The following is a 14,000-nucleotide window of genomic DNA, read 5'->3' as shown; positions in this document are numbered from 1 at the left end:
GCGAGCTACCTTGGTTGAAGAACGACCGCACATTGTAGCCTTGTCACCACGAGTTATCCACACGAGAACGGCACCGAAACCTAGCTGTGGAAAACCCTTGTACGCCATTCGGAGTTGTGCTGGAACAACTTGCTGGCGAACGAGTCCCTGTGGACAATCTCATCATTGATCCACCGGAACCACACCGCTCCTCCCCGCGGTCTCAACGTTTTCTCCACACTTTTATATGCAACGCAACATGTTGAAATTTCATACGTGAACACGCTTATCCACAAAAACTATCCCCAGTAGTAATAACAACATCAGTCAAGAACTTCTCTTTATTGCTATGTAGGCAGCGGGTCATGTCGCGAGGTTGGCCCCGGGTGGCTTGTTCACCCGCCGGTTCGGCTCGAGCAAGAGTTATCCCCAGCCGTCTGGGCCGGACTGGCAGGGGCGAACACCCTGAAACCTGCTTTCTGGCCCGCGAAAAGATTGCACCCAGGGCTTGAAATCACTAAAATATCCGGTCTTGAGCCGAATACCCCCGGGGGCCCGAGCGGATTCCGGGAGCCTCTGGATGTCTATCCGTTCCAAAAAACCACTGTGGGATTAACGAGTTATGAAGCGCACATTCCAACCGAGCGTTCTCAAGCGCAAGCGCGCGCACGGCTTCCGTGCTCGCATGGCCACCAAAAACGGCCGCGCCGTTCTGGCACGTCGCCGTGCCAAGGGCCGCAAGCGCCTGAGCGCCTAAGCGCAGGTCCTTCGTGGCCTGTCTGACCTTTCCCCGGCAATGCCGCTTGCTGACTGCCGGGGACTACCGCCAGGTGTTCGATGGGGCGGTCTACAAGGTTCACGGCAAGGGCCTGATGGCGTTGGCGATTCCCAATGACTTGGGACACCCTCGCCTGGGCCTGGTCTTCAGCAAGAAGAACGTACGCCGGGCCGTCGATCGCAATCGACTGAAACGACTGGCTCGTGAGTCCGTTCGGCATGCACAGCATCGACTTCCCGCCGTGGATATCGTCTTGCTGGCCAGGCGTGGCGTCAACGAGGTCGACAACGACACCGTGCTGCGCCAGCTGTTCGGCATGTGGCGTCGTCTCGAGCGCGAGGCCGAAAAGTCGACTCGTCCCTCGCGGACATCGACGACACCTCGCCACGCGAGTGACACCCGGGGTGACACTCGGTCACAGCCGAAGCAAAGCCGTAACTAGCAGCAAGAGGCTCTTCAATGCCGAACACACTTCGTCCGAGCATGAACGAGTCCCTCTTCCGGCCCCTTGACGTCACCTCTCGCGACGCGGAACGTTTCCGTACGAATACTGGCCTGCCTCCGGCAGGCTTTCGTGTATCTCATGTAGGCGTCTCGCGTGGCGCCATCGGCATGTTCACTTCCCTTCGGGCAGACCCTTCATGGACGTAAAACGACTACTCCTGCTGATCCCCCTGGCGGTGCTCGCCTACCTGATCATGGTGCAGTGGAACCAGGACTACGGTCAGCCGCCCAGCACCCCGGATGCTCCGGCGATCACCAGCAACGCGACCTCAAACGGTGCCGACGCCTCCACGTCGGAAGGCCTGGCGGCACCCAGCTCGGCCAATGATGTCGGCAGCGAGCTGCCCGGCAGCAGCGAGCCCGCTGCCAACAGTCGAGATCTCATTGCGGTCATCACCGACGTCCTCGACGTGCGTATCGACCCCCAGGGTGGCGACATCGTCTACGCCGCCCTCCCCCAGCATCTGATGAGCCAGGATGGGGATCGGCCCTACGTGCTGCTGTCCAACAACAGCACCCTGAGCTACGTCGCTCGCTCTGGACTGCAGCTTGACGGCAACAGCGGTCGTATCGCCTTCTCGCCCGAGAAGACCGAGTACCGCCTGGCCGACGGCCAGGACAGCCTGCAGGTGGACATGACCGCCACCGTCAATGGCATCGACATCGTCAAGCGTTTCACCTTCAGTCGTGACGACTACGCAGTCGACGTCAGCTACCTGCTTGCCAACGCTGGCGAGGAGCCGGTAAGCGCACGCTTCATCGGCCAACTGGCCCGCGACAACAACCCGGATCCGTCCACTGGCCCCAAGATGGGCATGCGCTCCTTCCTCGGCGCGGCGTACTCCTCACCGGAGAACCGCTACGAGAAGATCGACTTCGAGGACATCCAGGCAGGCAACTTCCAGAACCGCGAGGTCGAGGGCGGCTGGGTCGCGATCATCCAGCACTACTTCACCTCCGCCTGGGTACCGCCGCAGCAGCAGGACAACCTGTTCTACGCCGCCACCGACAGTCAGGACCGCAACGTTGCTGCCTTCGCCGGCCAGGCCCAGACCCTGGCACCGGGAGCCGACGCCACCCTGGGTGCCACCCTCTACATGGGCCCCAAGGTGCAGGAGCGGCTTGAGGCCGTGGCACCGAACCTGGAGCTGACCGTCGACTTCGGCTGGCTGTGGTTCATCGCCAATCCGCTGTTCTGGCTGCTCGATCACATCCACGATCTGATCGGCAACTGGGGCTGGTCCATCGTCATCCTGACCATCATGGTCAAGGCTGCCCTGTGGCCGCTGTCTGCCAAGGCCTACAAGTCCATGGCACGCATGCGCAAGCTTGGCCCGGAAATGCAGCGTCTCAAGGAACGCTTCGGCGACGACCGCCAGAAGATGTCCCAGGAGATGATGAAGTTCTACCAGAAGGAAAAGATCAATCCGCTGGGCGGCTGTCTGCCGATCCTGATACAGATGCCGGTGTTCATCGCGCTGTACTGGATGCTGCTGGAGTCCGTGGAACTGCGTCACGCGCCCTTCATGCTGTGGATCCAGGACCTGTCGGTGAAGGACCCCTACTTCGTCCTGCCGATCCTGATGGGCGCCTCCATGTTCGTTCAGCAGATGCTCAACCCGACGCCTCCGGACCCGATGCAGGCGAAGATCATGAAGATGCTGCCGATCGTCTTCACCTTCTTCTTCCTGTGGTTCCCGGCCGGTCTGGTCATCTACTGGGTGTGCAACAACTGCATCTCGATCATTCAGCAGTACGTGATCACCCGCAAGATCGAGGAAGACCCCAGCGTCGGCAAGGGCATGAACACCAAGTAAGTCCTCATGCATGACGCTTCCAGACCCCCGCTTCGGCGGGGGTCTGGCGTTTCAGGGCCCGCACCTCTGGCCACAGCCGTTGGTCACACCAGCCGGACTGGCAAAGCCAGGCGCTGCGCCTGACAATACGCCCGATCATCAAGGAGTCTGACCATGACCACGCCTCTTTACACCCAGGACAGCATCTGCGCCCTCGCCACGCCGCCGGGTCGGGGCGGCGTCGGCATCATACGCGTCTCGGGGCCTGCCTGTGGCGCGATTGCCAGCGCCATGCTGGGCCAGGTACCGGACGCGCGCCAGGCCTTCTACGGACCGTTCAGGGGCGATAACGGGGTAATCGATGAAGGCATCGCGCTGTTTTTCGAAGGGCCACACTCCTTCACCGGCGAAGACGTGCTGGAACTTCAGGGTCACGGCGGCCCGGTGATCATGGACATGCTGCTCGAGCGCTGTGTGGCGCTGGGGGCACGGCTGGCCCGCCCGGGTGAGTTCTCCGAGCGCGCCTTTCTCAATGACAAGCTCGACCTGGCTCAGGCCGAGGCCATCGCCGACCTGATCGACGCCAGCTCCCGTGGCGCCGCCGAAAATGCCTTGCGCTCCTTGCAGGGCGAGTTCTCCACCCGCGTGCAGTCGCTGGTCCAGGGCCTGATCGAGCTGCGCATGTACGTAGAGGCGGCCATCGACTTCCCCGAGGAGGAGATAGACTTCCTCGCCGATGGCCATGTCGCGGCCAAGCTTGGCGCGCTCATGACGGAGCTCGCCGAGGTGCGTCGCAGTGCCGGCCAGGGCGCACTGATGCGCGAGGGCATGAGCGTGGTCATCGCCGGACGGCCCAATGCCGGCAAGTCGAGCCTGCTCAATGCGCTGACCGAACAGGACACGGCCATCGTCACCGATATCGAGGGCACCACCCGGGACGTGTTGCGAGAACATATCCATCTGGACGGCATGCCGCTGCACATCATCGACACCGCCGGCCTGCGCGATACCCCCGACGCGGTGGAAAAGATCGGCGTGGCCCGCGCCTGGAGCGAAATCGAGAAGGCCGACCGGGTCCTGCTACTGGTGGACGCCACCACCACCGAGGCCACCGACCCCATGGCCATCTGGCCGGAATTCGTCGAGCGCCTGCCGGACGCCTCACGCTTGACCCTGGTGCGCAACAAGGTGGACCAGAGCGGTGAAGCACCGGGACTCGATTTATCCACAACACCTCCTACGCTGCGGCTCTCCGCCAGATCACGTCAGGGTGTGGATAACCTCAAGTCTCACCTCAAGGAGATCATGGGCTTTCAGTCCACCACCGAAGGCCGCTTCTCGGCTCGGCGTCGTCACCTGGACGCCCTTGACCGCGCTCGCGAGGCCCTCGACAACGGCCATGCACAACTCGAAGGCTATGGCGCGGGCGAGCTGCTGGCCGAGGACCTGCGTGATGCCCAGCAGGCGCTGGGGGAGATCACCGGCGAGTTCAGCGCCGACGATCTGCTGGGTGAGATCTTCGGCAGCTTTTGTATCGGCAAGTGAATGCCTGAAAATGCACAAAAGCCTTTAAAACAGACGCTCCACCGATAGCAAGCACTTACCCACTTTCATGCGCCAGCGATCGCCTCGCCACCCCTTCAGAGATGGCGAAGCCACGCCTGGCGCCGACATGGGGCGCCTGAGGCGTCCGCCATCACTGGTGCCAGACATCCGCCCCCCGGCCGGCCGGACCGAGGGCTCGTCCAGGGCATCTGTCATACCCGCTACACTGTGGGCAGTGCCCCCTTGCCCACAGGAGTCCCCATGAAAGTCCTTCCCCTGGTTGTCGCAATGGCGCTAGGCAGCGTCTCGCTTTCCGCCCTGGCGGACTGGCAGCTGTCCGGTGACGATTCACGCCTGTGGTTCGGCTCGGTGAAAAACCAGAGCATAGGTGAGACCCACCACCTGGACGGTCTGTCCGGCGGTATCGACGATAGCGGCAAGGTCACCATCGAGGTGGCCACAGAATCGCTGGACACGGGCATCGATATCCGTGATGAACGGATGCTCGAGCACCTGCTGGCCGCGGCCAGCTTCGCGATCTCGGCCCAGGTCGATACCTCCAGCTTCGATTCACTTGGCGTAGGCGAGACCCTGGCGACCAGTATCCCAGTCGATATCAGTCTCGGCTCGGCGTCGACCGAGCAGGAGGCCCAGGTACTGGTGGCAAGACTCGCCGACACACGCTGGCTGGTGGTGTCGGATCAGCCGGTATGGCTAAGCGCAGAATCGCTGGGCTTCGAGGACGGCATCGCCGCCTTGCAGGAAATTGCCGGCCTCTCATCCATCGACCGAACCTCACCGGTGGGCTTTCGCTTGATGTTCGAGGCACCATGATCCGATTGGCGTCTGGCCAGATGACCGACGACCAGGCGCTACTCCCCGACCCACCAGCGCTGCTCGTGGCGCGCTGCGTCACCGAGCAGCGGCAGCCAGTCAGCGATGGCGGCCTGCATGCTGTCGCTGACACCCCAGGGCGGGTTGGCCACCAGCATCCCGCTGCCGTACATGCCGTGACTCGCCCCTCCCGGGGGGTGCAGGATCACCTCGCTGCGCCATAGCTTGCGCACACCGCTGGCTCGCAGCCTGTCCAACAGCTCCTGGTGGCGCCCGGCGGGCAGCAGTGGATACCACAGCAGCAGCACCGCGTGGCGGACCTTGCCGAGGGCATGAATCATGGTCTCGGCGACCTCCTGGTACTCCGACTTGCGCTCGAAACTCGGGTCGACCAGCACGCACAGCCGCGGTGTCTTTACCGGGAGCAGTGACCTGAGCCCGGCCAGGCCGTCGCCATGCACGCGTCGAATATTCGCCTGCTGCCCTTCGCCTGCCAGTGACTGCCGGGCCAGGTGGCCGTGCTCACCCGGGTGCAACTCGAACAGGGTCAATCGGTCCTGATCACGCAGCCGATGACCCAGCCACCAGGGCGAGCCTGGGTAGTGGGTCAATTGCTGTGGCCGCGTCTGAACGGAGTCGATCGCCTCAAGCCAGGTCGTCAGCAGTGGATTCTGCGCGCCCGCCTTGCCCGTCTCGGTGCGGCTGTCCCACAAGCGCTTGACGCCCGTCTGGTACTCCTTGAGCCGCGCGGTTTCTTCAGCCGCCAACGGATAGCTTCCTCGCCCGGCGTGAGTATCCATAAACGTAATAGCACTATCTTTACGTAATAAATGATCAATCGTGGCGTAAAGCCACAAGTGTTTATGAACGTCGGCGAAATTGCCGGCATGATAGGCGTGCTGATAGGAAAGCATGGATGGTCTGACCTGGTCGTGGGGCGAAAATCGTTCGCCGAGTCGATGGCTTTACGATAACAGCAAGTAGGGGTCTGCGTGCAGACGTATAGACTCATGACAGACATTGGGCTTTGTCCGAGTAGGTACGCTGTCCCCCCACGAACCCGAGCCGTTGAATATCATGGAGCCGTCGCCAGATAGCGCTGTGACCAAGGTTGGGGCAGCAGCAGGGCTTGGGAGAGACCAGGCCAGACAAGATCAAGAGAGATCTAGAGGGTCCTGGAGAGACCGGGCAGGAATGAAGAGAAAGGCAGGTATCGAAAAGGCCCGCGCCTCTGTCGAGAGGTGCGGGCCTTGCCGTTGCAGTCGCTGCAACGTCGCGACTTCAGCTACGGGCTATCGACGCAAGCGAGAGAAACCCACCGAGGTGGCGGGCCTCCCTCATACAGGTCAGGCAGCCGAGTCGCCTTACCCCTGCTGGCCGGTCGGCGTCAGGGTAATCTCGACGCGACGGTTCTGGGCACGACCTTCTTCGGTGTTGTTGCTGGCGATCGGCTGGTTTTCACCGTAACCGCTCACATACAGACGACCGGAGGCGACACCCTGCCCCTGGAGGTAGCTGCCCACTGACTGGGCACGACGCTCGGACAGACGCTGGTTGTAGCTGGCGTCGCCGGTAGAGTCGGTGTGGCCGGCGATATTGACGCGGGTTTCCGGATACTGGGTCAGCACGTTGGCCACGTCGTTGAGGGCGCTGGTGGCGCCGCCGGTCAGGTCGGCGGAGTCGAAACCGAAGGTCACGCTACTCGGCATGTTGAGCACGATGTTGTCACCCTGGCGCTCAACCTCGATCCCGGTACCCTGCATGCTCTGACGCAGCTGTTCTTCCTGGCGATCCATGTAGACACCGATACCACCGCCCACGGCGGCACCTGCGGCGGCACCAATCAAGGCACGGTCACGTTTGCTGGTGCTGCCGTCGCCACTGATGGCGCCGGCTGCGGCACCGACGGCGGCACCCACAGCGGCGCCAATGCCGGTGTTGTTGCGATCGGTCTGGCCAGTGTAAGGATCCGTTGTGGAGCAGCCAGCCAGAATCACGGCGGCTGCCAGCGGGGCGATCAGTCGAGTCTTGCTGCTCATGGCGTCAACGTCTCCTTCCATGTGGTACATCATCCCTTTCAGTCTTCGCTGAACAGGGTCAAAAGGTCGTTCAAGAATAATAGACCTTGCGCAGAAGCTTGAACCCTGGCGGCGTCTTGCACAATAAGTCCCTTTTCACGCGCCTTGTCGATCTTTGGCGACAACTCTGCCACAGAGCGTCCTGTGTGTGCACACCAGGTATCCAGCGATACCCCGTCGACCAGTCTCAGTGCGTTCATCGCGAATTCCAGCGCCACCTCGTCGGGCTTCACCCGTCGATGACCGGCCACGAAACCCCGTGGGTCCTGATGTCGCCGCAGGTACGCCTCGGGCTGGCGAGTCTTCCAGCGGCGCTCGATGTGGAAACCCGACTCGCTCGGCTGGCTGATCTTGCCGTGGGCACCGGCGCCGATCCCCAGGTAGTCGCCGAAGCGCCAGTAGTTGAGGTTGTGACGCGCCCGACGTCCGGGCTTCGAGTAGGCCGAGATCTCATAGCGTTGAAATCCTGCCGCCTCGAGACGCTCGTGGCCCAGGTCCTGGATATCCCACAGCACCTCTTCTTCCGGTAGCCGCGGTGGCTTGGCATGAAACTCGGTATTGGGCTCCAGCGTCAGCTGATACCAGGACAGGTGTTCCGGCGCCAGCGTGATGGCCCGCTCCAGGTCGGCAAGCGCGAGCTCCGGGGTCTGCCCCGGCAAGCCATGCATCAAGTCCAGATTGAGATTGTCGAATCCGGCTCGGCGAGCCTCATCGAAGGCGCGCTCGGCGTCCTCGCCGCCATGGATACGACCCAGCGCCGAAAGCTGTGCGTCGTGAAAACTCTGAACGCCAAGCGACAGCCGGTTGATGCCGGCACGGCGATAGTCGGCAAAGCGGCCACGCTCCAGCGTCCCCGGGTTGGCTTCCAGCGTAATTTCGATATCCGAGGCGAAAGGCACCAGCTGGCTCGCCGTATCCAGCAATCGGCGATAGAAATCTCCAGACATCAGACTCGGCGTGCCGCCGCCGATGAAGATGCTGACCAGCTCGCGTCCGTCGGCAAGCCTGGCATCGCTGCGCAGGTCGTCGATCAACGCCGCCAGGTAGGCCTGTTCGGGGAGTTCGGCGCCGCGCCCGACACCGTGGGAATTGAAGTCACAGTAGGGACACTTGCGCACGCACCAGGGCACATGGACATACAGCGCCAGCGGCGGAAGACGAGACACCATCACGAACTCGACCGACGCTCGAGTTCGAGCAGCAGCGCCGAGAGGGCGCGACCGCGATGACTCAGTCGGTTCTTCTCCGCCGCGCCGAGTTCGGCGGCGCTGGCGCCCTGATCCGGCAGCCAGAACAGTGGGTCATAGCCAAAGCCGCCCTCACCGCGCGGATGGGCCAGGATCTCGCCACGCCAGTCGGCCTGGACGATCAGTGGCACTGGATCCTCGGGATGCTCGAGCAGCACCAGCACGCACCAGTAGCTGGCACCACGACTCCCTTCGGGCACCTCGGCCATGGCCTCGAGCAACTTGTCGTTATTGCGACCGTCGTCCTTGGGTTCACCGGCAAAGCGGGCGGAATAGATACCGGGGCGACCATCGAGTGCATCCACGGCGAGCCCGGAGTCGTCGGCCAGCGCCGGCAGGCCGCTGATCCGGCTGGCTTCCCTCGCCTTGAGCAGGGCATTTTCGACAAAGGTCAGTCCCGTTTCCTCGACCTCGGGAACGGCAAACTCCGACTGGGCGTGAACCTTGATGCCCAGTGGCGCCAGCAGCGCGCCCAGTTCCTTGAGCTTGCCGGCGTTTCCACTGGCCAGCACCAGTTCGGTAAGTTGACTCATGGCGTCGCTCTTGATGGGTAGTTCGATAGAAGACACGTCGGCACTATGCCGGCATGTTTGCCTATACTCTATCATGCGTGGTTTGAATGCCGTTTAAGCACAAAGTTGGAAAAAAGATTCAAAAAATACCGGGAAAATGTCCGAAAATTCGCTATTTTCTAGGACCAAGGTATGAATAATTTCGGTAAAGCCGTGTATCAAGCCTAACTTTACTGTGCAGTAGTTACAGAACCTTACAAAATGAATGGAATAGGCCCATAATGGTCACCACTTACTAGTCATACCCATCCCTGTCAGCAGGCGTCTGCGGGTGCACGGAGACACGACGATGAGCAACAACACAGGACAGATAGTGCTGGTGACTGACCACAACCCTCAGTCACTGCTCTTCATCAACTATATCAAGGACCAATTCCACTGCCCTGTCTCCATCGCCGCCCCCGCCGACACCATCGAAATCGATGACAGTCAGCAGGTGCTGGTACTGATGGACGCCGACCACGTCGACGACGCCGCCATGCAGCATTGGCAGGACGTCAGTGCACGCCACAGCGGCCTGTTGCTCACCGCCTTCAACCTGCGTGACGAAGAACATGCGCTGGAGGTGCTGTCCTTCATGCATCTGCGAGGGGTCTTCTATCGTCAGGACAGCCTCGACAGTATCTGCAAGGGCATCGCCAAGCTGTTCGAGACCGACGATCTGTGGATGTCGCGCTCGCTGATGACTCGCCTGATCGAGTTTTCCCGCCGCCAGCAGCTCAATGCCTATCGACCGGCCTGTGGCCTGACCCAGCGCGAGATGGAGATCATCGGACTGCTGGGCTCCGGCGCCTCCAACATGGAAATTGCCGAACGCCTGTGCGTCAGCGAACACACCGTAAAGTCTCACCTGTACAACGTGTTCAAGAAGATTCGCGTCAGCAATCGCCTGCAGGCGGTCAACTGGGCACGCCAGAATCTCGGCGCACCGCCACCTCGACGCTCCACTGCGACACGCTAAGACTGGACGACCGAGCCCCGGACCTACGGGGGCACAGACGCCTTAGGGCCGAGATCGAGCAATGGAATAACGCTACTGCATCGACAACACAGGTGCAGCCAACAAGGACGCCGGCATCGCCGGCTTCCTTGTTGGTGGAGCAAGATACCTGGCTGGTCTCTTACAGCACGCGTATGTGCTCTTCGATCAGGCTGGCCAAGGTCTCCGCCGCGTTGTCGGCCGTGCTGTCCAGCCGCACCAGGTGCAGGCGTTCCTCGTCGGTGAAGTCTTCGAAGGCGTCCTGCTGTGCCGCCAGCACCGCCAGGCTCAACGATTCGTCCCGCTCATTGCGCACCGCGCGTTTGCTGATGCGACGTCTTAGCGTTTCGTCGTCCGCCTCGAAGCTTACCAGCAGCACCGGCAGTCCCCTGGCCTCGGCCTGCCAGCGCAACAGCTCGCGCTGCTTGCGCTCGAGGAAGGTGCCGTCGACACAGACCATGTAACCGGCGTCCAGCAGAATCCCGGCGCAGGCGGCCAGGCGCTGGTAGGTCTTGTCGGTGGCCTCGCGGGTATAGATATCCACAGGCAGATCGTCACTACCCTGTTGTGGATTGAATCCATGCAGCACCAGGCGCTGAACATCTGAGCTCAGTCGCACCGCACCCTGGCGTCCCACCAGGGTACGGGTGAAGCGGCTCTTGCCGCTGCCCGACACCCCGACGCCGATCACCAGCGGCGGAAAGCGGAACTCCGCGTGGCGCTCCGCCAGGGTCAGGTAGCGGCGGAAACTGTTCATGGTCTCGGCCATCAGCGACGGACGCTCCTGGCCGCTCACCTGGCGACGCTGCAGCGCACGGCGCATGCCCGCCATGGACTCGATGACCTGCAACAGTGACAGGATCCGTGCCAGCTCGTAGTCGCCACTGCGACGTAGATAGCCATCCAGAGCCTGATGGGAGAGCGTCATCTCGCCACGCAGTTCGAGTTCCACCCTGAGACTCGCCAGGTCATGGCCGGGATCTGCCATCTCGGGATAGTCGAAGGGCTTGGGATCCTGGGCGGCACTCTGGGCGACTACCAGACGCCCGTTGTCACACAGACGTACATCGGAGTACTCCATGTACCAACGGCTGGGACGCAGGCGATCCTTGCGCACCTCGATGATCGGAGCGAGACGATCGAATTCCTGATCCAGCCACACCTTGAGGGCATCCAGGCGCTCGACGTCCTCGTCCCCGGTCAGCAGTGATCGACAGGCCGAGAACTCGGCCTCGCTGCGGTGCTTGAGCACCGTCAGCGGTTCCGGCAAATCGCTCTCCGGCGGCAACGGCTCGGCGTGAAACTCGGCCAGCGCGTCCAGCAGTTCTTCCAGGGTAAATGGCTCCAGCGCGGTGTCCGGCGAAGCGGCGTCATTGCCAGTCATGGTCGGCTCCTGTCAGGCCTGGGTCGTCATCTGGGCGAAGGCTTTCTCGGCAGCGTCCAGGGTCACCTGGATATCCTCCGGCGTGTGTGCACTGGACATGAAGCCAGCCTCGTAGGCCGACGGCGCCAGGTAGACTCCCTGCTCGAGCATGGCGGTGAAGAAACGGCGGAAGGCATCGGCGTCACAGGCGGTGGCCTGGGCAAAGTTCTCGACGCTGCTCTGGGCGGTGAAGAATACCCCGAACATCCCTCCGGCACGCTGGGTGATCATGTCGATACCAGCCTCGCGTGCCCGGCTTTCAAGCCCGTTGCACAGGGTCTCGACACGCTGCGCCAGGGCCTTGTGAAAGCCCGGCTCTTTCAGCTTGGTCAGCAGTGCCACCCCCGCCGCCATGGCCAGCGGATTACCGGCCAGGGTGCCGGCCTGGTACACCGGTCCCAGCGGCGATAGTTCGCTCATGATCTCGCGGCTGCCACCGAAGGCACCCACCGGCATGCCGCCACCGACGATCTTGCCGAGACAGGTCAGATCCGGGGTCACGCCGAAGTGAGCCTGGGCGCCGCCCAGGGCGACACGGAAACCGGTCATCACCTCGTCGAAGATCAGCACACTCTGGTGGCGGTCACAGACCTGGCGCAGGGTCTTGAGGAAGTCGGCGCTCGGCGGGATGCAGTTCATGTTGCCGGCCACCGGCTCGACGATGATGCAGGCGATCTGACTGCCGATCTCCTCGAAACAGCGCTCCACCTCGTCGATGTCATTGTAGGACAGCGTGATGGTATGTTCGGCCAGAGCGGCAGGCACCCCGGGAGAACTGGGCTCACCGTGAGTCAGCGCGCCGGACCCCGCCTTGACCAGCAGCGAATCGCTGTGGCCATGGTAGTTGCCCTCGAACTTGACGATCTTGTCCCGCCCGGTGAAACCACGGGCCAGGCGAATCGCCGACATGGTCGCCTCGGTGCCCGAGTTGGTCATGCGCACCATCTCGATGCTCGGGATGATCTCGCAGATCAGCTCCGCCATGGTGGTCTCGACCGCGGTCGGGGTACCGAAGGACAGGCCCTTGTCGAGGCGCTCGCGCACCGCGCCCAGCACGTCGGGATCGGCATGGCCGGTGATCATCGGTCCCCAGGAGCCCACGTAGTCGACGTAGCGCTTGCCTTCGACATCGAAAAGGTAGGCGCCCTTTGCGCTCTCCATGAACACCGGCGGACGATGCAGCCCCTTGAACGCGCGCACCGGTGAGTTGACGCCACCGGGAATGTGCCGACAGGCCTGTTCGAAGAGCTCAGCGGATGTGGTCATGGCAACCTCTTTGCCCAAAAGTGAAATTCAATCATCGATGCCACAGACATCGATTCAGCGCGACACCGCCTGTGGATAACCCTGTGGAGGGCATGGGATAACCCGGTGAATTGGGCGCCAATACCTTCCAACAGGGGCTGATCGGGGTCTCTCATGCCGACTGCCGTGTCGCCATCATACCTTGACCTCGTCCGGCGAAAAGCGCGGCGTCGGCATTTTCCACAGCCGGCGAGGCAACGACTGCCCCTGGCCGGGCGTCCAGCCATGGGCCAGCGCCTGCCAGGCAAACACCTGAGCCTGCTCACAAGCCTGCACCAGACTTTCTCCCGCCGCCAGTCGCGTAGCCACGGCAGCGGCCAGGGTACAACCGGAACCATGAAAGGTCGCCGGCAAGCGGGGCCAGGTCCACTGACGATCGCTGTCCGGAGTATGCAGGGTATGGGCGACGCGCCCCTTGGCCGTCTGGCCCTGGGGATCATCGGTGCCGGTCACCAGCACCGCCTGGCAGCCCTGGTGCATCAGACTGACACAGCGCTCGGTATCATCCTGGTAGTCGAGCCCGGCCAGGCGTGCCAGTTCGCCGCGATTGGGGGTCAGGATATCGACCCTCGGCAGCAGACGCTCGAAGTAGGCGTCGATCAGCTCCTGGGTCGCAAGCGGTGATCCGCCCCCCGCCTTGAGCACCGGATCGGCAACCACCGGCACACCGGGCCGGCGCCGCACCACATCGACCACCGCGTCCAGCGCCTCGAGGTCGGCGATCAAACCGATCTTGATCGCCGCGATCGGCAGGCTCTCCAGCGCTGCGGCCGCCTGGCGAATGGTCGAGGCCGGCACCGGGTGCACCGCCTGGACGTCGACGAGGTCCTGTACCGTCAGTGCGGTAGGCACGGTCAGTGCCCAGCCTCCGCAGGCGGCCACGCTCTCGGCGTCGGCCACCAGGCCGGCACCGCCGGTCGGGTCATGCCCGGCCAGCACCAGCACCATCGGCAGGTGGGG

At 62.7% G+C, this 14,000-nt stretch carries 13 protein-coding genes; 6 read left to right on the top strand and 7 right to left on the bottom strand.

The window, feature by feature from the left end; genetic code table 11:
- The first annotated feature begins 601 nt into the window (after positions 1-601).
- From rpmH to NFG58_RS21515, 5 genes are all read left to right on the top strand, one after another.
- Entirely contained in the window at positions 602-736 is a 135-nt protein-coding gene (rpmH, locus tag NFG58_RS21535) for a 50S ribosomal protein L34 (protein WP_008959105.1), read from the top strand.
- Positions 737-749: 13 nt separating this feature from the next.
- Entirely contained in the window at positions 750-1,199 is a 450-nt protein-coding gene (gene rnpA / locus NFG58_RS21530; protein ID WP_083970680.1) for a ribonuclease P protein component, read from the top strand.
- Between the two features lie 199 nt (positions 1,200-1,398).
- Positions 1,399-3,078, top strand: coding sequence for a membrane protein insertase YidC (gene yidC / locus NFG58_RS21525; RefSeq protein ID WP_108131947.1), 1,680 nt, complete (start codon positions 1,399-1,401; stop codon positions 3,076-3,078).
- 153 nt (positions 3,079-3,231) lie between these two features.
- Positions 3,232-4,602: a tRNA uridine-5-carboxymethylaminomethyl(34) synthesis GTPase MnmE gene (gene mnmE / locus NFG58_RS21520; RefSeq protein WP_108449589.1), complete on the top strand. Its 1,371-nt coding sequence runs from the start codon at positions 3,232-3,234 to the stop codon at positions 4,600-4,602.
- Positions 4,603-4,863: 261 nt separating this feature from the next.
- Positions 4,864-5,436, top strand: coding sequence for a hypothetical protein (locus tag NFG58_RS21515; RefSeq protein WP_253028346.1), 573 nt, complete (start codon positions 4,864-4,866; stop codon positions 5,434-5,436).
- A 38-nt stretch (positions 5,437-5,474) separates the two neighbouring features.
- Here the strand turns inward: NFG58_RS21515 and rlmJ are convergent, their stop codons facing one another.
- From rlmJ to rdgB, 4 genes are all read right to left on the bottom strand, one after another.
- Positions 5,475-6,350 (bottom strand): 23S rRNA (adenine(2030)-N(6))-methyltransferase RlmJ, encoded by an 876-nt coding sequence (rlmJ, locus tag NFG58_RS21510; RefSeq protein ID WP_348827342.1) that lies wholly within the window; start codon positions 6,348-6,350, stop codon positions 5,475-5,477.
- 450 nt (positions 6,351-6,800) lie between these two features.
- Positions 6,801-7,475 (bottom strand): OmpA family protein, encoded by a 675-nt coding sequence (locus NFG58_RS21505; RefSeq protein WP_108131951.1) that lies wholly within the window; start codon positions 7,473-7,475, stop codon positions 6,801-6,803.
- Between the two features lie 38 nt (positions 7,476-7,513).
- Positions 7,514-8,683 carry a radical SAM family heme chaperone HemW gene (hemW, locus tag NFG58_RS21500; protein ID WP_348827341.1) on the bottom strand — a complete coding sequence of 390 codons (1,170 nt, stop codon included), beginning with the start codon at positions 8,681-8,683 and terminating at the stop codon, positions 7,514-7,516.
- Complete coding sequence (gene rdgB / locus NFG58_RS21495; protein ID WP_045992730.1) at positions 8,683-9,294, bottom strand: RdgB/HAM1 family non-canonical purine NTP pyrophosphatase; 612 nt, start codon at positions 9,292-9,294, stop codon at positions 8,683-8,685. The genes hemW and rdgB overlap by 1 nt, the downstream gene beginning before the upstream one ends.
- A gap of 328 nt (positions 9,295-9,622) precedes the next feature.
- Between rdgB and NFG58_RS21490 the strand changes: the two genes are divergently transcribed.
- A complete protein-coding gene (locus tag NFG58_RS21490) occupies positions 9,623-10,294 on the top strand; it encodes a LuxR C-terminal-related transcriptional regulator (protein ID WP_045992729.1) in 672 nt (223 codons plus the stop codon).
- A gap of 160 nt (positions 10,295-10,454) precedes the next feature.
- Here NFG58_RS21490 and NFG58_RS21485 read toward each other — a convergent pair whose 3' ends face one another.
- From NFG58_RS21485 to NFG58_RS21475, 3 genes are all read right to left on the bottom strand, one after another.
- The gene (locus NFG58_RS21485) at positions 10,455-11,696 is read right to left on the bottom strand and encodes a bifunctional aminoglycoside phosphotransferase/ATP-binding protein (protein ID WP_045992728.1); all 1,242 of its coding nucleotides are present in this window, start codon (positions 11,694-11,696) and stop codon (positions 10,455-10,457) included.
- A 12-nt stretch (positions 11,697-11,708) separates the two neighbouring features.
- Positions 11,709-13,001, bottom strand: coding sequence for a glutamate-1-semialdehyde 2,1-aminomutase (gene hemL / locus NFG58_RS21480; RefSeq protein ID WP_348827340.1), 1,293 nt, complete (start codon positions 12,999-13,001; stop codon positions 11,709-11,711).
- Positions 13,002-13,175: 174 nt separating this feature from the next.
- Positions 13,176-13,988, bottom strand: a complete 813-nt coding sequence (locus NFG58_RS21475; protein WP_213229534.1) for a hydroxymethylpyrimidine/phosphomethylpyrimidine kinase — start codon at positions 13,986-13,988, stop codon at positions 13,176-13,178.
- Positions 13,989-14,000: the final 12 nt, after the last annotated feature.

Origin of the sequence: Halomonas sp. RT37 (assembly GCF_040070525.1) — a bacterium.
GTDB classification, from domain to species: Bacteria; Pseudomonadota; Gammaproteobacteria; order Pseudomonadales; family Halomonadaceae; genus Halomonas; species Halomonas litopenaei.
Note: the sequence above shows the minus strand (reverse complement) of the source record. Positions and strands in the feature narration are given on the sequence as shown.